This window comes from Atopobium sp. oral taxon 416 (assembly GCF_018128285.1).
In the GTDB taxonomy this organism is placed as follows: Bacteria; Actinomycetota; Coriobacteriia; order Coriobacteriales; family Atopobiaceae; genus Olsenella_L.
In genome coordinates this window covers 13987-32427 of sequence record NZ_CP072380.1, presented here as the reverse complement: position 1 = coordinate 32427, position 18441 = coordinate 13987, and the positions used below count along the sequence as shown (strand labels likewise).

Sequence of the window (18441 nt, the reverse complement as noted above, 5' to 3'; positions counted from 1 at the left end):
TCCTCTACCAAGGCAATACCGATACGATGGTAAACGCCGTTTGGCGCATCCTGAACGGCTCAAGCAGGACGACCATGTCTGGCATATCGAAGTGTTCGATTACACGAGACAGCAGGACCGCTAGTTCCAGCTGAGCCACATACAGAACCTTGAGCCCTGTCCCCTTCCGACCTCAGAGCAGGAGAACAGGGTATCGAACAAACCGACGGAGAAAGCGCAGAAGGTCACCCTCTCACCTTTTGGGATCCACCGTATATCAGCTTCTTTGAGTGGCCGCGTCTATGGGTGAGCAAAGGACATACCAATCCACAGCAGGAACTGCTTCCCTACTGCGGCACAAAGTAGCTTATACAGCGATCGATAGCGTGTGGGGGCAAGGTAACCTGCCCCGACAAAGAAGTTCAAAAGCAGGTTTGAACCTTTACCCAACACGATCTAGATATGCTCACCCAAGTGTAGGGTGCTATCTACGCTCATGTGAGGCGCGCCACATTTTGAGGTAAGAACCGATATTTCTGGTCTCCAACTCAGCCGTAGTATGTGACGGCATCGATTCGATAAAGTCCCGACCGTATCTCTTTTTGACGAGACGGGAGTCACAGAGGACCAAGACGCCGGTATCGGTCTTGGTTCTGATCAGTCTACCGGCAGCCTGTTTGACAGAAAGCACCGCATCCGGCAACTGGTAGCGCCACCAAGCCCGCGGCTCACGCTCTTCACGCTCCTGTACCAGCGGATCATGGGGACTGGCAAACGGAAGCTTCGGTACGACCACGCAGCGCAGTGTATCCCCCTGGGCATCTAACCCTTCCCAAAAGGATTTCAGCGCAAAGAGCGAAAGCTCCCTGTCCCGGATGAACTGATCCCGAAGCTGTCGAGGAGAGGAACGGGGTCCTTGATAGATCAGCTCAAGTCCTTCCCGGGCTAAGCGGGGCTGCAGCTCGTTGTAGACTTTTTCCATCTCCCGCCTGTTGGTGAAGAGTGTCAGCACTGAACCCTGCATGCTAATATGGATGTCAAAGAGCAGATCGTCTAGGGCAGTGAGGTAGGACGGATTACCCGGAAGCGGCAGATCCTTCGCCACAATCACTGACATGTTGTCATCGAAGTCAAAACTTGAAGGTAACTGGATATCCTTGTAGGACTCCTTGGGCAGCTTATCCAAACCGACTGCATGATTGAAGTGGGAGAAATCGTGCTCAACTGCCATAGTCGCAGAGGTAAAGATAACGCTCTTCATCCCCGGTAGCCACTGAGTCCCCAGATCCTGCCCGATATCGAGTTTTTCTGCAACCAGCCTCTCTGATCTCAAACGTTTGTTCTTACTCTGCTGGTTGGTCTGCCGATAGAGCTGCGCCGAATACACGTATGCTGGATCCGGCTTGAGAACAATGAGGCTGATAGCGTTGACGAGATCATCGAAGGCGATCGCGGGATCCCCCAGGATGTTGTCGCCTTCATTGGTGGTCAGTGAGAATGTTGTCTGCGCTTCTTTGAGGCGCTTGCTCGCCTCTTCCAAACTCCGTACGGCCTCTGTGCCTGTTTCCACAACAGCGCGCCACCGCCCACTGGCACGCACCTCCTCATTAATCCACAGGGTTGTCCCCTCATAGCTCGACTTGCCCGCAAGCGAAATCAGATCATGGATTGCCGCCATGAGCTCAGACGTCACGAGCGACGCATGCTGCACTGCTTTAGAGGCTTTCTGGATGAGACCGAGCGCCAAAGTTGCACCATCTTTACCCACGACCGAGTTACATGCACGGGCAAGGGCACCCTTTTTGGCGTCGCCCAACACCTCAAAGATGTCCTGGATATCCACTGCTGAGATCTCAGTTGCCCATTGGCTACGGGCCTCCGATTCAAAGCTATGTGCCTCATCGATCACCCAGTGGCGAATTGGTGGCAAGATATGTCCCTCTGCTAGCACATTGCGGAGCAACAGCGAATGGTTTGTCACCACCACATCGCAGCCGGCAGCAAGCCGCCGCGCGGTATAGGCTACGCACTCATGCGAATAGAAGGGGCATTTTGTGTGGAGACACTCGTGGGACGTGATCGTAATGAGCTCACGCGGCACATTCTTCCAGCGTATGCCCATTGCGTCGAGGTCCTCATCCGCAGATTCCGCGACGTAGGTATAAGACACTGCCAAAGCAGTGAGCATATCCTGGGCAATCGTACGTTTGGAGCTTGGACGGCCTTGAGCATGAGAGATCACTATATTGATTGGTAATTCCTCTTGATAGGCCTTTTCCATGCGATAGAGACAAGGGTAATGGTTCCACCCTTTGAGGGTATGGTAGGACACCCCGTTTTCTAAGACAGTGTTCAACAGGGGCAGTTCATGTGAGATTAACTGGTCAGCCAGCGCATTCGTCTTAGTCGCCACACCGACGCTCACGTTGTTCTTCTGGGCAAACAGGATTTCAGGAACGAGGTAGGCAAGGGATTTTCCCGTACCGGTCCCCGCTTCAATCGTGCGGTGCGTCGAGGTTTCAAGCGCCTCACGCACTTCTTGCGCCATCTTCAGCTGTTCGGGCCGTTGCTCATAGTGATCATAAGCGCAACTTACATCGCCACCCTCGGCAAAGATTGCGTCGATCTCTGCAGGAGAAGGCACTTGAAATGGTTCTTTTTTATCGTTTGCATCTTCCCTTTCATGCTCTGGCACCTGTTTCAGTAGTTCATTGCGGGTATCTTTGAGTGAGAACACCTCCGGTTCTCTCTGATGCGCCAGATACGAGAAGATGGGACGGTAGCTCCACTCGACTTCAGGGTGCATATTTGCAAGATAGTCCAGTAATCCCGCAGGTAAATCTGCAAGCCCCTGCAGAATGATCGGCCATACCCCACAGAGTGCCACCACATCATCCTTTGAGCGGTGAGTCACCGAATCGCTCCCGAAGATCTCTGCCAGATCAGAGAGTCGATGAGTTGTCAGCGAAGGCAATGCAATGCGGGACAGTGCGAGCGTATCGATCCAGTTGTCGCTGACCTCTATACCACCCGGAACGGATTCGATAAAGGTCCGGTCAAAGGCTGCGTTATGGGCTAAGACCACATCCCCTCTCACAAATTCCACCAGTTTTGCGACCGCCTCAGGTGCGCTCGGGGCATCTGCAACGTCGACTTGGCGAATATTGGTAAGCTTCACAATTTCAGGAGGGATCAAACCGGTTGGGTGCACAAAGGTATCGAAGGTGTCGACCACCTTCTTACTAGAGATGCGTGCGGCAGCGATCTCAACCAGCTCACAGTTTTTGAAAGACAATCCGGTTGTCTCGGTATCGATCACCACGATATTGTCTTCCAACGGTCCGAAATCGGTCTTCGCAGCACGCTCCGCAAGTGTCTGATACTGTTCACGGATATGTTTAGGGGTATTCGGAAGGAGTACCTCGTTGAGGGTTAGTAGTTCTTTCTCACTCATTACTTCTCATGTACGCTTTCTTTGAGACCCCACTCTACAAAGCGGGTGCAGAGTTCAGAGAATGGGATACCCGCACGCTCAGCTGAGTCAGGCAGCAGGCTTCTCTTAGTCATGCCCGGAATCATGTTGGTCTCCAGGATATAGGGTATCCCCTCTTTCGTAACGATGAAGTCGCTGCGTGAGGTTCCCCTGCAACCCAGCGCCTTGTGTGCCTTGATAGCGTAATCGGAAGCGAGCCTGGTCTCTTCGTCAGTGAGCCGTGCCGGAATAATATGGTGCAGCGAAGCTGGTTCGCTCTTGACGGACACGTCGTAGTAATCCGCATTGTCGAAGACTACCTCGACAATCGGAAGCACCTGCGGGTCCTCAGTGCCGATGACCGGTACCGTGATCTCAGTACCTTCAATGCACTGCTCGACCAGCACACGATCACCTTCAGCAGCGGCCTTTTTGATCGCTAACGGAAGCTCTTCGTGCTTATTGACGCGGGTCACCCCATAGCTTGAGCCGTTCGCGGAGGGTTTGACGAAGATCGGGAACGAGAGCTCTTCAATCAGGCGATCGATGGTCTCAGAGTCATCTGCGGCACTGATGTCGACCGTCTCACCCCTCGGCACCGGTATGCCCGCATTGCGATACATGACCTTTGCTGCTACCTTATCGTTACCCAACGCTGAGGCAAGCACGCCGGAGAAGGTATACGGGATATGTATGGTCTCAAGGAAGCCTTGGATGCAGCCGTCCTCCCCGTAGCGGCCATGCATCGTGATGAAGGCAAAATCAAAATGCCCCGCTGAGAACCGATCAACGAAGTCGGAATCGGCTACGTTGAACAGCGTCAGATCTTTGAATCCCGCTTCTGTTAAGGCTTCAAGGCAGTGCTGCCCTGACTCCATCGAAATATTCCGCTCATCGGACCAACCGCCTGCAAGAATTGCAATGTGCAATTTGAATAGGACATCCCTTGTCATGTGAACTCCTCTTGGTCATTCCTCAGGCCATCCAAAAACACGGTATTGTGTAATTAACCTTGTTAGATTTAAAAGGATACACTTCCTTAATTAGCTCCGGAAAGAAAAGGTCACAACATGGCTCCAAATCGTAAAACGCTCCCGCAGCACAAAGGGACTTCCCTTCCCGATATCCATACGCTCTCACACGGGCAGCTTGTAGCCTTTATGGAAGAGCTACACCAGCCAAAATTCCGGGCATCTCAGATAGAAGAGTGGGTTTGGGGAAAGAACGCACATACCTTTGATGAGATGTCAAATCTCCCTAAATCATTAAGAGATTTACTTTCTCAGCATCTCACCATTGGGACGCCGAAAGAGCTTGCTCGACAGATATCGCTAGACGGCAGCCGCAAGTATCTTTTACAGTTTACCGATGGAGTCAGTGCCGAATGTGTCGGCATGCCGACCAAGAACCGCCTCACGGTATGCGCCTCCACCCAAGCGGGTTGTGGCATGGGCTGCACATTCTGCGCGACCGGCAAAGCCGGACTCGCCCGCTCCCTCACCGCCTCCGAGATCTACGAGCAGGTCCGCCATATCGGCGATGACTTTCACACCCGTGTTACCTCAGTTGTATTGATGGGACAAGGTGAACCCTTTATGAATTACGACGAAACCCTCAAGGCGCTTCGCCTCCTCAACTCTGATAAAGGTGTAGGCATCGGTGCTCGACATCTCACCGTATCGACATGTGGCATTATCCCAGGAATCAAGAAGTTCGCCAATGAGAAAGAGCAGTTTGGTCTAGCGGTCTCACTGCATTCCGCAAACCAGGCGACGCGTAACAAGCTGATGCCCGGAGTCCGTAAGTACTCACTCTTGTACCTCTACGACGTTATGGGCGAATACGTCGACAAAACAGGCCGTCGCCCCACGTATGAATATGCGTTGATCCATGGAGTAAACGATACAGACACTGAACTCGACGCACTGTGCGACTTCTGCCGTGGCACACTAGCCCACGTCAACCTCATCCAGCTCAATGAGGTTCCCGGCTCACCCTTCACGCCTTCTACCGAGGAGCGCGCCAATCAGTTCGTGCAGAGACTTGGATCAGTCGGTGTTGCCGCTACGATCAGAAATCCGCGTGGCGCGGACATCGACGCTGCCTGCGGTCAGCTTTCACAGGCCTATACGAAGTGTTAGCGTAGCTTTCTCATAAGAATTAATCCCCTATTAGAACGTGTGTTCTGATAGGGGATTTTTGCATTATCCTATACTGTTATTCTCAGTACCCAAGGCTCTCCCACTGTCGCTCAACGTTTTCACGATTAGCTTCTGCAGCCTTTTTCTCCTGTTCTTGGTTCGCTGAATCCTGTTCATGTGTAACTTCGGAGATCTTAGTAAATGATGTCTTTAATGTATCAAACATATGATTCAGTTGATCCTTTGCTTCATCTGACAGTACATGGTTGTAGAGATAGTAACCGCCAGCAGCGAAGAGTCCAACTTCAATGAAGAACGTTCTTGCTGGGTGTTTCAAAATCACTCACTCCCCTCTTTCTTGGATCTGTTCCAACTCAGACACGAGCCTTGTTAAATCGTCTTCGTCTTTAAAGTCGATCTCGATCTTATTCTTTCCCCGTTTCCGGCGTACCCGTACTTTGGTATTCAATACCTTACCTAAAATATGGGCTGCACGCTTGTAGCTTTCAGGCGTTGGTTGCCGTTTCGGTTTGGGTGATTTATTGACAGAAATTAGTGTTGCAAGGTTTTCTGTCTGTCTAACTGACAACTTCTCCTGTACTACTTTATCAGCGAGCTTGATACGGTCCTCTTTATTAGGCACTGCAAGAATTGCCCGGGCGTGCCCTGCTGTCAGCTGTCCTGAGGCCATATAGTCCTGAACTTCCTTCGGAAGATCGAGTAACCGTACTGCATTGGTTATAGTCGAACGAGATTTAGAGAGGATATGGGCAAGTTCTTCCTGCGTCCAGTTGTTCTGATCCAGAAGCTCTCTATATCCCTGAGCCTCTTCGATTGGATTCAAATCAGTACGCTGTAGATTCTCAATGAGGGCAAGTTCAAAGACTTCCTTGTCACTGATATCTCTCACAACAACGGGAACCCTTTTGAGGCCGGCAAGCTTTGCTGCTTGATAGCGGCGCTCTCCTGCCACAATCTGATATTTGTTTCCCCGTTTTCTCACGAGGATCGGCTGCAGAATACCATGTTGCTCAATGGAGCTCTTTAATTCCTCGAGTTCATCCTGATCAAAGTCTTTCCGTGGTTGATGCGGGTTAGGGCTAATGGATTCGATCGGCAATTCAACATCGGGCTTATTTGAACGTACTTCAGCATTGGCCTCCCCCATCAGGCTTTCAAGGCCGCGTCCCAGTCCTTTTCTAGCCACGACGTGTCACTTCCTTTGCGAGCCGCATATAAGCCAGTGAGCCTTTATTGATGCGCGCATACTGCGTAATCGGAAGGCCGTATGAAGGCGCTTCGGCTACTTTGACGCTGCGCGGGATCATCGTCTTAAAGACTTTATTTCCAAAGCACTTTTTGACCTCTTCGACAACTTGTTTAGAGAGTGTGGTTCTGCTGTCGTACATCGTCATCAACACACCGAAGATCTCGAGATCTGGGTTGAGGTTCTCCTTGACCATCTTGATAGATTCCATAAGCTTCGTGACACCTTCAAGCGCGTAATATTCGCATTGGATCGGAATGATAACGGAATCGGCAGCCATAAAAGCATCGATCGACAAAATCCCCAGTGAAGGCGGACAGTCGATGAAGACATAGTCAAACTCATCTTTGACCTGATCGATGATTTCCTTGAGTTTACTCTCGCGGTTTTCTTCGTTTACCAGTTCGATTTCCGCTCCTGAGAGTTCAACTGTTGCCGGTACTATAAAGACATTCTTTTCACAGGTATCGCAGATCGCATCTTCAATAGGGCTTTCATTGATCAGTACATCATAGATATCGCTGTCGATCGTCTCTTTGTCGATACCATACCCTGAAGTAGCGTTTCCTTGCGGATCGAAATCAACCAAGAGAACTTTGCGTTTATTCTCACTAAGTGCAGCCGAAAGGTTAATAGCTGTCGTGGACTTACCGACACCACCTTTTTGATTAATGATCGCTATGACTTGCGTCTTTCTATCAACATTAAACCGTCTCTGATCTTTATAGCTCAATTTGTCCTCACTTCGATCCAGGATATCTTCTTCATATCTATATTACTTGCTTATACATATGTTTCACGTGAAACATTGACAATCAAACTATCGAGGTCGTCAGTTCAGATAGGAGAGTTTTATTCCTCACACCTCTACAATACGACACTTCATCCCCTATAACGCAGTAGGCAATAACAATGTTTCACGTGAAACATTGTTATTCCAACCATATCGCATTTTTATACTAAGAATAGGGGAGATACGATCAGATAAATCTAAGTATCATGACACTTTCTTATATACACGATGTTCAAATATATCTGGTATTCTACCATTCTAGATAACGGGTGATAGTGTACCTACGTTGAGCTGCGAAGGCTTGCATCGGCCACCATCATATGGCGAACCACTCTTGCAGTTCCAGGCCACCTATCACAAGCTTGGTTGACCCAAAAGAGCTAGACCTACCAGTTAAGGTAGCTTTTGCATGTTGGCCTTGGGTATGTCTGTGAGATGCCCGAGGTAGCGTTTGAGCCACAAGCAAAAGATTGTTCAGGAAAGCCCATGTTCTCAAGACAGATACGCTCTGCCACATCGGCCCTGTAGGGCTTAAGAAGCCACTGTGAGCGCGCGGCCTGTCGTAGAGGATCGTGGCACCCTTCTGAGGGTTCTAAGGGCATCCTTTAGTTCTTTTCGTGGATGGCTTGCCATGGCTACATGCTACAGCGACCGGGTTTTTGTGGGCATCTATCGCTAAAGCTATGCAGAGGAGCTGCGCCGACAAGCTGCGCTTGCTCGCCTGTCTAAAGGTGTGGGGAAGATCGGTGTCAGCGATGTTAGGTCTCATTGAGGCAGGCACGCTTGCTGAGGATGATTCTGTCTTGGTAGCCATCGACTGCCTAGAAAACCCTCTGCCTTTACTCCCAGGCTGTCTGGCGGGTGATGCCTGACTTCCTCGGCTATGAGCCCAAAGGCATGCTGTAGCGCATGAGGTAGATGAAGAAGACCCATCTCGCTAGCTCATAGCAGGTGTGCTTAAAGACAGCTCCCGTAAGCGAGCTGTAGCTGCAACCGCACGCAGGGCACTTCGGATGCATCCTGAAGCTTTCCCTTCGCTTCGCTGAGCGTACCTCATGCCAAATCGCATCTTAGCGGCTGCGTTCTCCTACGGCTTGGACAAGAAGCTTGAAGTTGTCGGCAGACAGGGCGCTGGCCCGCTTCTGTAAAGGAATTCTCCCAGCTCTCCATATTCGGCTGCCCCATCTACCATAAGGCCTGCCGCCCGAGACTTGTCGCCAAACAAAGCGGACGGCAAACCCTATGGCAAACGCTTTATTCGGCGGCTAAAAGTATGGCAAACTGCGGCTTGATGGCCACTTATAGTTCACTTGTTATCTAGACTGTTAGGAAAAATTATTGTTTTGGTATGAGAGGGTGGTGTTGCGCCATACCAGTGCGGCGAGGTAGCTTGATCCGGGAGGGACACTCTTTTGTATAACATAGTATCGTACGAGTGCCAGCATCATGGGGGAGAGACAATGTTTCATGTGAAACATTTTTCATTCCTAGCAACTCAGCTGCATAGTCCCCATCATCGTATTCTTTATCTGTCAGTTTGCCTTTACTGAGAATCAGGGAACCATGCTTGCACAGCAGGGGAGAGGCATACTCCAAGAGCGTGGCAATCTGACCAACAGCACGGGCTACGACAGTACCATATTTAGATGTAGAGTTTGGTGTCGAGTTCGAACTCAACGCCTCAGCACGGATCGCACGGGTCTCTAGTTGCCTACCGAGTCGGAGTGTCGAGATGAAACTCGATACCTCTTTGATCTTCTTCTGTGTCGAGTCGACCAGCACCCCCTTCTTGTGAGAAACGATACTGAGGGGAATCCCAGGGAAACCAGCACCGGTTCCTATATCGAGGAAAGGGAGATGTGTTTTCTCCTGACTTGCGGAGAAGTACCGGTAGAGAAGCAGCGAGTCAACAATGTGAAGGGTCACTGCCTCAGAGGGATCAGTGATGCGGGTAAGGTTAACGCACTGGTTGGCTTCAAGGACCAAGTCGAGATGTGCGAGCAACAGTTGTTGATCACGATCGGGGACTTCAAGGCCAAGCCACTCGAGCTCGCTGTTGAGTTGAGTCTGCAGTGCGTCGAATTGTCCTTCAATCATATTGAACCTCACCCTGTCGATATAAAAAGAGAGGCCGCCAGAGGCGACCTTTCCAGTATACTCATACAGTGATGAGGAAATGGTTATTGCACTAAGGACACAACAACGTGGCGATGGGGATCTTCTCCCTCTGAGTGCGTCGTAACCTCAGGATCATCCGCAAGCGCAAGGTGAGCGAAGCGACGCTCGTAAGCATCCATAGACGGCAGGCTCTGGCTCCGATGCTGCTTCTTGACTCGTGCTGCCGTAGAGCGAGCGATCGACTGGATCTTCTCCTTACGGCGCTCCTTGTATCCTTCAATATCGACGATGATAGGGTAGTAGAAGTTCAGATGAGAGCTCAACAAGCATGAGATGATCATCTGCAGCGCGTCGAGTACCCTGCCATGACGACCGATGAGCATCGCTAGATCACCGCCAGTGATGTTGAGGATCAGCTCACCCTCATCTCCGTCGTACTCATCGATGGAAACATCGGTCTCCCCAAACATATTGAGGATAACTTTAAGGGAAGTGATCGCTGTATCAGCAATGTAGTCGATATCGCTGTCGGTGAATTCCTCGCTTCCAGCATGCTTCTCCTGAAGTTGCACCAGATAGCTCTGCTCATCGTTGGCTGATGAGTCCTCTTTATGAGCGGTATTTGTTTCTTCGCCCATGAAGACACCTCCTTGAGATACAGAAAATGAGCAAGCTACTGCTCACTCATATTGTTTACTAATTTATTTACTCTTCTTGTGGGGACGTGCTTTCTTCTGACGGCGAGTCACCGAGACCGCAACCGGCATCTCAGCATCCTTTTTCGCCTGCTCAGCCTTGACTTCGTCCATCACGCGCTGAGTCACGAACTTCTGCTGCGCTACCTGCCAGACTGCAGAGGCATCGTAGTAGAGCAGGACTGCTACCGGCACATTCCAGCCGAACCACAGCATCAAGATTGACATAACGACACCCATCACCATATTCGTGCTGCGCTGTTCCTCAGGCAAGTTCTGCATGTTCATGACCATCGGAACAAAGGTGAGGACACCAAAGGCAATATCGAAGAGGATATATACCCATCCACCGCCGACCCAACCCATCTGGGAGAGCGCAGTTGAAACAGAAATGGAGATAGAAGGGAGGATGTTGTAGAAGTTTGCATCTCCCGGAACGTTTTGTGCCACTGTAAACAGGGCAAAGAAGATCGGCATCTGCAACAGAATCGGCAGACAGCCGCCGAGCGGGTTAAACTTGTTCTCTGAATAGATGCGTTGAAGCTCCTCGGAAGCCCGCTGCGGATCATCCGCGTAGCGATCCTGAATCTCTTGAAGCTTTGGTTGCAGCGCCTGCATTCGCGCAGATGAACGCGTAGAGTGCGTCATCAGTGGCATAATAAGCAACCGGATGATGATGGTCAGGATGATGACCGCCATGCCCCAATCGCCACACCAGCCTTCAATACCAGCAAGGATACTGGTCATGAGGTTAATAAACCAATCCCACATTATTCCTCCGTCGATCAGTCCCCCTAGGGAACCGGATCATAGCCACCATGGCAAAAGGGGTTACAGCGAAGGATGCGCTTGAATGCAAGCCACCCTCCTCTGCGTGCCCCATATTTCTTTATGGCCTCAAGTGCATATTCAGAACAGGTGGGTTCATAGATACAAGAGGGTGGAAAGAGGGGAGAGAGATAGCGTCGATATCCTTTGATCAGTTTGATGAGGATACGCGTTGCTGTGGACTGCTCGTTTTCTGCCTCCAGCATCAACAAACGCCTGCCTTGCGTAAAAGTTTTGTAAGGGCTCGTGACACCTCATCTGGATGCACGTCTGACGTAGCATGTGTCGCAAAGAGAATCACGTCGTACCCTTGTTTCGGAAGTCCGGCTAACCGTGCCGCTTCGCGCAATAGTCGTTTAGAACGGTTTCTGAATACTGCATTTCCTAATCTTTTAGGCGCAACAAAGGCGACTTTTGGTAAGTCACCTTCGTCTGTCGCAAGTACTACGATGCGAACAAGCCGCGTATTGAAGCGTCGACCACGCGAAAAGACCTTCTCAAATTCCTGTTTGGATTTGATGGTCTTCATATCAGGCCCTAAACAGTCAATTTTTTACGACCCTTTGCGCGACGGCGAGACAGCACGTCACGGCCGCCTTTAGTTGACATACGTGCACGGAATCCATGAGTCTTGGCGCGCTTACGTTGATTCGGCTGATACGTACGCTTCATATCGTTTCCTCCTGTAAGAGTGTATAGAGAACATAGGTGCAATAGCTTTAAAATTGTATTGTTCTTTCTCCCTGTAGTCAACAAATCGCTATAAAACCTGCGCGTTTAACAAGTAAAACCACCATTAGATACTCCCTATAGGGTGATACGCAGAATCTAGATGCCTCATACCACGGTCTTGTGCTGAAAGGCTGAGTCATAGAGAGTGCACTAGAACATCGTGCCATACCCATCGACATGTAGTTACGCCACAATCCCAGGCAGACCGCAGCAAAGTTTTGGATTCTTCCTTTCAGCGTGAAAGTTTCGTCCCATAGAGCCATTACTCCTATAAAGTTTTCTACATTTATTCAGCCATTGTTAAAAACTTTTTCGACTTTTATATAACTATCCTTCGTATTTTGAAAACTTCCTCTCATACAAATTTCATTGTGAAATTTTTCTTCATATGGACAGAATTTGTCGAAAACTTTCAGGCCTTTCAGGGCCTTTTGAAATATTTCCGCTCAGAGTACACTGGGAGATCCAAACTATAGAGGCAGTGGATACTGTGTAGGAGAGGGGAGCAGGCGCAATGGCACGGGACTTTTATCCGTTTGTCGAGGAACCAGACACCGACCCCAACCACAACGACAAAGAGTATGACCGCCCGCCCCTTGAAGTCCGCTACGCCGCCCGTATCGCGGTCTACGATGATAAATCCACGACGCCGCGTGTCGTGCTGATTGATCCAAAGCCCGTTAGAAACTACCTGGAAGAGATCACCGATGAGGTGACCAAACTTTCACACGAGCAGGGTGGCTCGATTCCATTTATGGTGATCAGAGAGATCGTCGAAAACTTCATCCACGCCTATTTTGTTGAGCCGACCATCTCGATTCTGGATGGCGGGAATACCATCCGTTTTGCTGATCAAGGCCCCGGCATCAAGGAGAAAGACAGGGCACTGGAATACGGGACAAGCTCCGCAACGGAGGATATGCGTCACTACATCCGTGGCGTTGGCTCTGGCCTACCATACGTCCAACAGTATATGGACGATAAGGGTGGCACACTCACGATCGACGATAACATCGGCCCGGGGACCGTCGTGACCCTGTCGTTGGCTGATGCAGATCACCACGAGAGTCAGAACGCCGCACAGCCGATGGTCCCCAACAATCAGCAAAACCCGGCATACCTCCAGCAAGCAGGTGCTCAACAGGGTTATCCTACCTATCCCATGCAGCCTCTGTATGCCCCGCAGCAGGGCTACCAAGCGCAGCCGCAGATGTGGCAGACCCAACAGCCTCATCCGGAGCAGCAGTCCTATCCGGTACAGCGGCAACCCCATCAGTCACAGCCGGCTTATTCTGCCCAACATCAGCAGGCCCCTACGCCGCAAAATCCTGTCCAACAGCCGCAGCAACAGAGCCAGCCGGTTGCGCAGAGCATGCCAGCGCTCCAGAGGCTGCCGGTTACCGAGCGGGGGCACCAGATCATGGAATATTTATCAACCCATGAGTCAGTGGGGCCTTCCAACCTCGTGAGAGCTTACAAAGGGTCCCAGCCAACCTGGTCAAGAAGCCTCAAAGAGATAGAGTCTATGGGGCTCATCAAAAAAGAGGGGCAAAAATACTATCTCACCCAGGTAGGTTCCCTCTTTCTGCACATGCACTAGTGGGCAGAAAAGCTTCCTTTTTGCAGAAGAGCTGCCTATCTCTCAGTTTTCTACAGTCACAGCATTGCACTACAATGAGTTTTCAACAAATTAACGTCTGATCGCGAGGAGCTATGTATGGAGGTCTCAGCAAATGAAGAAGCACGTGCCCTCTGGGGCGATGTCCTGAGCCTCTTGAAAGAAAGCGTCTCTCCTCCCGTCCTCGCTATGCTCAACAGCTGTGAGCCTGAACGGCTCGCGGACGGTACCTATCACATCGCAACAAAGGCCCGTTTTGTCAAACTCAAGATTGAGGAGCACAAGAACCTGATCGAATCTTGCCTCAAGCAGGTCAGCTTTGAGGATCTGCATCTCGTAGTAGATCTGACCACCGATCAGAATGTACGTATCAAAACCAATTCCGAGGTCACCCAAAAGGAACTGACTGACTGGGAACATACGCAGGAGCAGCAGGGGAGCGTACAGCACGCTGCCCAGCCTCAACATTGCGCACCACCGATGAAACCAGAGGAAAGCGTTCCGCATACCGAAGACAACCCACTGCTCAACAATGTCACTTTAAACGATTCGAAGCTCACCTTTGACCGGTTTGTCGAAGGTGACGAAAACGAGATGGCGCTTCAGGCGGCTAAGCAGGTCGCAGATGGAGAGAACAAGAACTACAACCCCCTTTTCATCTACGGAAAAAGCGGACTGGGGAAGACACACCTCCTCAAAGCTATTCAGAATTACATCTATGCAACGCAGCCACAGCGCTCCTGCGTCTACAAAACGGGAACCGAGTTTATTGGCGACTACGTTAACGCAATGCGGGACAGAAACTCTGCTGTGCGTACCGCACTTGAACGCAACTGCCGGGCAGTAGATGTGTTAATCATCGACGATATCCAGCAGATGGTAGGCAAGGAAGCTACCATCAACTTCTTCTTCGATACCTTTAACTACCTGACGAGCCACGGCAGACAGATCGTACTGGCCGCAGACCGTTCCCCCGCACAGCTAGGATTAGGGGAGCATGCCTTGGATGAGCGAGTCACCTCACGCATCGGCAGCGGCTTCACCATCGGTATCGAACAGCCAAGCTACGAGCTGAAGCTCAAACTGATCAATACGTTCTATAGGCGGATGAAGTCAGATGCTATACAGGAGCATATGGAGGATATGCTCGGCACGATCAGTGACGAGAACCTGCGGCTCATGGCGGAGAAGTCAGGAAACAACATCCGCGTGATCTCCGGGTTTGTGCAGTCCTGCCTCATGTTGGCCCACAGAAAAGAGCAGCACAGTGAGCATCTGACCCGCGATGATGTTATCCAGCTTGCTGACCTCAAATGGCCGACGGGACAAAAGATCGTCACAATCGAGCAGATCCAGAATGCGGTTGAGACTTATTACGGCGTGGACCACGATGATCTGATCGGCTCAAAACGTAACAAGGAACTCATGGAGCCCCGCCACGTCGCAATCTGGCTCTCCCGTGAGCTGACCGATTCTACCTTGCAGGAGATCGGACAGAAGTTCGGGGGACGCTCCCATGCGACTGTTAAACACAGTTTAAAATGGGTTGAAGCGTCTAAGAAGGAGAGCAGGACCTTCCTACAGAAGCTTGGCACGCTGCAGGATCAGATCACTGAATAGTGATTTACCAGTGGTTGTTAGAACGTTGTAGAAAACAGGGTTAATTCTTGTAGAGAACTGTTGAAAAGTGAGGGATGGATGTTCAGATCAATTGTTCATAGTTTGTTCAATGTTGACAGTGTCAATTATTGCTCATAAATCTAACAAGATTAAAACAGGCGTCTACCTTGAGAGACACAACTTTCTCTTCTATTCAACAGTCCCTACTGCTCCTGTTATCCTTTATATATAAATACTAATAATAGAAAGAGTGCTTCAATGAAGATCAGCATCTCACAAGTCACACTTGAACAAGCCCTATCCATCGTCTCTAAAGGAATCGGTTCTGATCTCTCCCAACCGATCCTTGCGGGCATTCACATGAGAGCCGCAAACGGGACCGTAGAGCTCCAGACATCCAACACCACCATCTTTATCCGCCATGCACTCTCTGCAAATGTTGAGGAAGAGGGGGAGATTGTCGTCTCAGGCAAACTTTTGACCAACATTGTAAGGACCCTTTCCGGCTCGGTGGTAGATATTGAGGGTGATGATCACAACGTATTGGTGACCTGTGATAAGTCGACCTTCAGACTCAATGCGCTCGATCCTCAGGATTTTCCAAGTTTCCCGGAGTATCAGCTTGAGAACTCCGTTGAGCTCGATACCTCGATCCTGTCAAAGATGGTCGATAAGGTCTATAAGGTGACCTACAAGGACAACTCACGCCCGATCCTCTCCGGTATTCTGACCACCGTTCAGAACAATACGATCCGCCTTGTGGCGACTGACTCCTACCGTCTGGCGGTCTGCGATACTAACGTCGAGACTCAGAACGGTGAGTCCTTCAACGCAATCCTGCCGGGTGCGGTGTTTCACGAGGTACTGTCACTGTCAAAGTTCTCAGACAAGATCCTTATCGGTATTACCGACAGCCAGGTTGTATTCCAGTTTGCCAACACAACTTTTGTCACCAGAAAGATCGAGGGAAACTTCCCGGATTACAAGCAGCTTTTACCTAAGTCCTGCAAGACTAAGGTTGAAGTCGATGTCGCACGGCTGACCTCTGCACTACACCGCGTCTCAGTTGTTGCGGTCAACAATCCCTCTGTGAAGTTCGACATCAACGTCGATTCCGCCACCATGAAGCTCTCCGCAACGTCCCCCAATCAGGGTGAGGCGACCGAGCTCATCCCAGTTGACATCCAGGGCTCAGATATCACCATTGCCCTCAACTATCACTACGTGAACGACTGTATGGAGGCAGTGTCTGATCAGGATAAGGTAACCTTCGAGCTCGAAAGCGGCATGCAGCCCGGCATCTTCAAGAGCTATGCAAAGGTGAACTATCTGTATCTGCTGATGCCGCTAAGGATGTAGGCTGTGGGACTCAAAGTAGCGACGCTTTCCCTCTACAACTTCAGAAACTTCACTGATACGGAATTCTCCTTCAGCCCCTCTATGACTATCCTGCAGGGGTCCAATGCGGTTGGCAAAACCAATACCGTCGAGGCGCTACAGCTGCTGACCGCAGGCCAGAGCTTCAGAAAGCCGACGGCAGCACAGCTGCTCCACGATGGGGCAGCTGAAGGGTCGGCAAAGTCTGAGCTTGTCGGGGATGGTAGGCATGTGGAGGCGGCTCTCGAGATTCAGCACGGTCGGCGCCGGTTCCTGTGGAATACGAAACCTTGCCGCGGCTACGACCTGGCGAGCAATCTGATGAGCGTCCTGTTCAATCCAGACGACCTCTCTTTCGTCAAACGCTCGGCCTCCTATCGCCGCGATGAGCTGGACGGCTTTGGCTCACAGGTGAACAGGGGCTATGCGAAGTTGGTACGAGCCTACATGCGCTCCGTTGAGCAGCGCAATCGGCTCCTGAAAGATACCCCGATCGACAGGAGTCTCCTCAACTGCTGGGACGCCTCAGTGGCGCTCGGCGGGGCGACCCTGTTGACTCATCGGCTTGCGCTCTTCCGCAGGCTTGCACAGGCGGCCTCAGAGATCTACAGCACCATCTCCGCCTCTGAGCACCTTGAGTGCCACTACCTTTGCAGTCTGGGAGATATCAAAGAGGGGATGGGCAGAGAGGAGTATGAGACTCGGTTTGCCGACAAGCTGGAGCGAGGGAGAGATGACGCTATCCGCAGGCAGATGACGCTTGTGGGGCCGCAGCGTGATGACATCCAGTTCACGCTTGACGGACGTGATGCTCGTGACTTTGGCTCGCAGGGGCAGCAGCGCACGATCGTCTTGGCCTGGAAGATGGCGGAAGTGAAGGTTGCCACTGAGATTCGAGGAACAACCCCGCTGTTGCTGCTCGATGATGTTATGAGCGAACTCGATGAAGAGCGAAGAAGATCGCTCACACGCTTTATGCAGAAGGACATGCAGACGGTCATTACCACCACGAACCTCGGGTACTTTTCTCAGGATATTTTGGATGGGACACAGGTGATACAGCTTGGCTGTGAGAAACGATAACGAAGAGGAATATCCGGCCTTTGAGCCTGAGCAGGGAGATGCCTGCTCCCGTGAGGACTTCTACGCAATCGATGAAGGCTCAGGGGAAGTCTCGATGAAAAACGTTTCTTCCGCAGGTAGTGCGATCAATGAGTATGTTCACAAGCATCTCTCACATGGCCTCAGTGCTACCTCTCGTGCCGCGCAGGCTTGGTGGCGCTCCAATGGCGCCCTCGAGCATCGACATACCCAGGGGATCTACCTCAAGGAGTACAAAACGAAAGATCCGGTGCTCTATGTCTATATCGACACATCCTCCCTGCTTGTCGACTTCACAACGAACAAGAATATCTATCTGGAGAGGCTTGCTTACCACGGCTTTCATGTGTCGGACATTCAGTTCAGACGCTCCAGAAAGGGACGGCGTAACCAGGCAGTCACACCTCAGACAGCTAAAGAGTCAGCAATCCCGGTCAAACCGCTTTCTCAAGGAGAAAATGAGCGCATCGACGCAATGTGCAAGAATCTTCCGGAAAGCTTACAGGAACGTGTATCTGACACGATGAAACTGATGATTTCCCGTAAGAGGGATCAAGGAGCCAAAAACTCAAACTAGCGCGTCAAAGGCGCTCACAATGGCTTTAAGGGTATAAGTATTCATGGAAAAGGGCTCACATTTCGCTGAGTCTATAGCTATTTCTCTATCGTCAATCTAGAATAGAAAAGCTGTCAGTTGTTC

Annotated in this window: 17 protein-coding genes; 6 read left to right on the top strand and 11 right to left on the bottom strand. The window is 50.9% G+C overall.

Annotated features, from left to right (window positions below):
• Positions 1-463 precede the first annotated feature (463 nt).
• Positions 464-3433, bottom strand: a complete 2970-nt coding sequence (locus J4859_RS00140) for a helicase C-terminal domain-containing protein (protein WP_212331556.1) — start codon at positions 3431-3433, stop codon at positions 464-466.
• Entirely contained in the window at positions 3433-4380 is a 948-nt protein-coding gene (locus J4859_RS00135; RefSeq protein ID WP_371812107.1) for a D-alanine--D-alanine ligase, read from the bottom strand. The genes J4859_RS00140 and J4859_RS00135 overlap by 1 nt, the downstream gene beginning before the upstream one ends.
• A 141-nt stretch (positions 4381-4521) precedes the next feature.
• On the opposite strand from J4859_RS00135, the gene rlmN reads away from it, so the two are divergent.
• Complete coding sequence (gene rlmN, locus J4859_RS00130; RefSeq protein ID WP_212331550.1) at positions 4522-5592, top strand: 23S rRNA (adenine(2503)-C(2))-methyltransferase RlmN; 1071 nt, start codon at positions 4522-4524, stop codon at positions 5590-5592.
• An 82-nt stretch (positions 5593-5674) separates the two neighbouring features.
• Here the strand turns inward: rlmN and J4859_RS00125 are convergent, their stop codons facing one another.
• The 9 genes from J4859_RS00125 to rpmH all read right to left on the bottom strand — a co-directional run bounded on the left by J4859_RS00125 (position 5675) and on the right by rpmH (position 11965).
• Positions 5675-5935, bottom strand: coding sequence for a hypothetical protein (locus J4859_RS00125; RefSeq protein ID WP_212331547.1), 261 nt, complete (start codon positions 5933-5935; stop codon positions 5675-5677).
• Positions 5936-6760, bottom strand: a complete 825-nt coding sequence (locus J4859_RS00120; RefSeq protein ID WP_212335032.1) for a ParB/RepB/Spo0J family partition protein — start codon at positions 6758-6760, stop codon at positions 5936-5938.
• Between the two features lie 31 nt (positions 6761-6791).
• Positions 6792-7592 carry a ParA family protein gene (locus tag J4859_RS00115; protein WP_212331545.1) on the bottom strand — a complete coding sequence of 267 codons (801 nt, stop codon included), beginning with the start codon at positions 7590-7592 and terminating at the stop codon, positions 6792-6794.
• 1395 nt (positions 7593-8987) lie between these two features.
• The gene (rsmG, locus tag J4859_RS00110) at positions 8988-9761 is read right to left on the bottom strand and encodes a 16S rRNA (guanine(527)-N(7))-methyltransferase RsmG (protein ID WP_212331543.1); all 774 of its coding nucleotides are present in this window, start codon (positions 9759-9761) and stop codon (positions 8988-8990) included.
• A gap of 71 nt (positions 9762-9832) precedes the next feature.
• Positions 9833-10408, bottom strand: a complete 576-nt coding sequence (locus J4859_RS00105) for a R3H domain-containing nucleic acid-binding protein (protein ID WP_212331541.1) — start codon at positions 10406-10408, stop codon at positions 9833-9835.
• Positions 10409-10471: 63 nt separating this feature from the next.
• Entirely contained in the window at positions 10472-11212 is a 741-nt protein-coding gene (locus J4859_RS00100; protein ID WP_371812104.1) for a YidC/Oxa1 family membrane protein insertase, read from the bottom strand.
• 47 nt (positions 11213-11259) lie between these two features.
• The gene (gene yidD / locus J4859_RS00095; RefSeq protein WP_212331535.1) at positions 11260-11499 is read right to left on the bottom strand and encodes a membrane protein insertion efficiency factor YidD; all 240 of its coding nucleotides are present in this window, start codon (positions 11497-11499) and stop codon (positions 11260-11262) included.
• Positions 11499-11822 (bottom strand): ribonuclease P protein component, encoded by a 324-nt coding sequence (gene rnpA, locus J4859_RS00090; RefSeq protein WP_212331533.1) that lies wholly within the window; start codon positions 11820-11822, stop codon positions 11499-11501. Before rnpA ends, yidD begins: the two co-directional genes overlap by 1 nt.
• 8 nt (positions 11823-11830) lie before the next feature.
• Positions 11831-11965, bottom strand: a complete 135-nt coding sequence (gene rpmH, locus J4859_RS00085) for a 50S ribosomal protein L34 (protein ID WP_212331531.1) — start codon at positions 11963-11965, stop codon at positions 11831-11833.
• A 574-nt stretch (positions 11966-12539) separates the two neighbouring features.
• On the opposite strand from rpmH, the gene J4859_RS00080 reads away from it, so the two are divergent.
• The 5 genes from J4859_RS00080 to J4859_RS00060 all read left to right on the top strand — a co-directional run bounded on the left by J4859_RS00080 (position 12540) and on the right by J4859_RS00060 (position 18318).
• Positions 12540-13625 carry an ATP-binding protein gene (locus J4859_RS00080; protein WP_212331529.1) on the top strand — a complete coding sequence of 362 codons (1086 nt, stop codon included), beginning with the start codon at positions 12540-12542 and terminating at the stop codon, positions 13623-13625.
• A gap of 117 nt (positions 13626-13742) precedes the next feature.
• Positions 13743-15263, top strand: coding sequence for a chromosomal replication initiator protein DnaA (dnaA, locus tag J4859_RS00075; RefSeq protein WP_212331527.1), 1521 nt, complete (start codon positions 13743-13745; stop codon positions 15261-15263).
• 258 nt (positions 15264-15521) lie between these two features.
• The gene (dnaN, locus tag J4859_RS00070) at positions 15522-16622 is read left to right on the top strand and encodes a DNA polymerase III subunit beta (RefSeq protein WP_212331525.1); all 1101 of its coding nucleotides are present in this window, start codon (positions 15522-15524) and stop codon (positions 16620-16622) included.
• A 3-nt stretch (positions 16623-16625) separates the two neighbouring features.
• Positions 16626-17723, top strand: a complete 1098-nt coding sequence (locus J4859_RS00065; RefSeq protein ID WP_212331523.1) for a DNA replication/repair protein RecF — start codon at positions 16626-16628, stop codon at positions 17721-17723.
• Positions 17710-18318, top strand: coding sequence for a hypothetical protein (locus J4859_RS00060; protein ID WP_212331521.1), 609 nt, complete (start codon positions 17710-17712; stop codon positions 18316-18318). The genes J4859_RS00065 and J4859_RS00060 overlap by 14 nt, the downstream gene beginning before the upstream one ends.
• Positions 18319-18441 lie beyond the last annotated feature (123 nt).

Excerpts from the sequence above, each read along its gene's own strand:
- rlmN (WP_212331550.1), top strand. The coding sequence starts at position 4,522 with ATGGCTCCAAATCGTAAAACGCTCCCGCAGCACAAAGGGACTTCCCTT.
- rpmH (WP_212331531.1), bottom strand. The coding sequence starts at position 11,965 with ATGAAGCGTACGTATCAGCCGAATCAACGTAAGCGCGCCAAGACTCAT.
- J4859_RS00100 (WP_371812104.1), bottom strand. The coding sequence starts at position 11,212 with ATGACCAGTATCCTTGCTGGTATTGAAGGCTGGTGTGGCGATTGGGGC.
- J4859_RS00140 (WP_212331556.1), bottom strand. The coding sequence starts at position 3,433 with ATGAGTGAGAAAGAACTACTAACCCTCAACGAGGTACTCCTTCCGAAT.
- J4859_RS00105 (WP_212331541.1), bottom strand. The coding sequence starts at position 10,408 with ATGGGCGAAGAAACAAATACCGCTCATAAAGAGGACTCATCAGCCAAC.
- rnpA (WP_212331533.1), bottom strand. The coding sequence starts at position 11,822 with ATGAAGACCATCAAATCCAAACAGGAATTTGAGAAGGTCTTTTCGCGT.
- yidD (WP_212331535.1), bottom strand. The coding sequence starts at position 11,499 with ATGCTGGAGGCAGAAAACGAGCAGTCCACAGCAACGCGTATCCTCATC.
- dnaN (WP_212331525.1), top strand. The coding sequence starts at position 15,522 with ATGAAGATCAGCATCTCACAAGTCACACTTGAACAAGCCCTATCCATC.
- J4859_RS00080 (WP_212331529.1), top strand. The coding sequence starts at position 12,540 with ATGGCACGGGACTTTTATCCGTTTGTCGAGGAACCAGACACCGACCCC.
- J4859_RS00120 (WP_212335032.1), bottom strand. The coding sequence starts at position 6,760 with ATGGGGGAGGCCAATGCTGAAGTACGTTCAAATAAGCCCGATGTTGAA.
- dnaA (WP_212331527.1), top strand. The coding sequence starts at position 13,743 with ATGGAGGTCTCAGCAAATGAAGAAGCACGTGCCCTCTGGGGCGATGTC.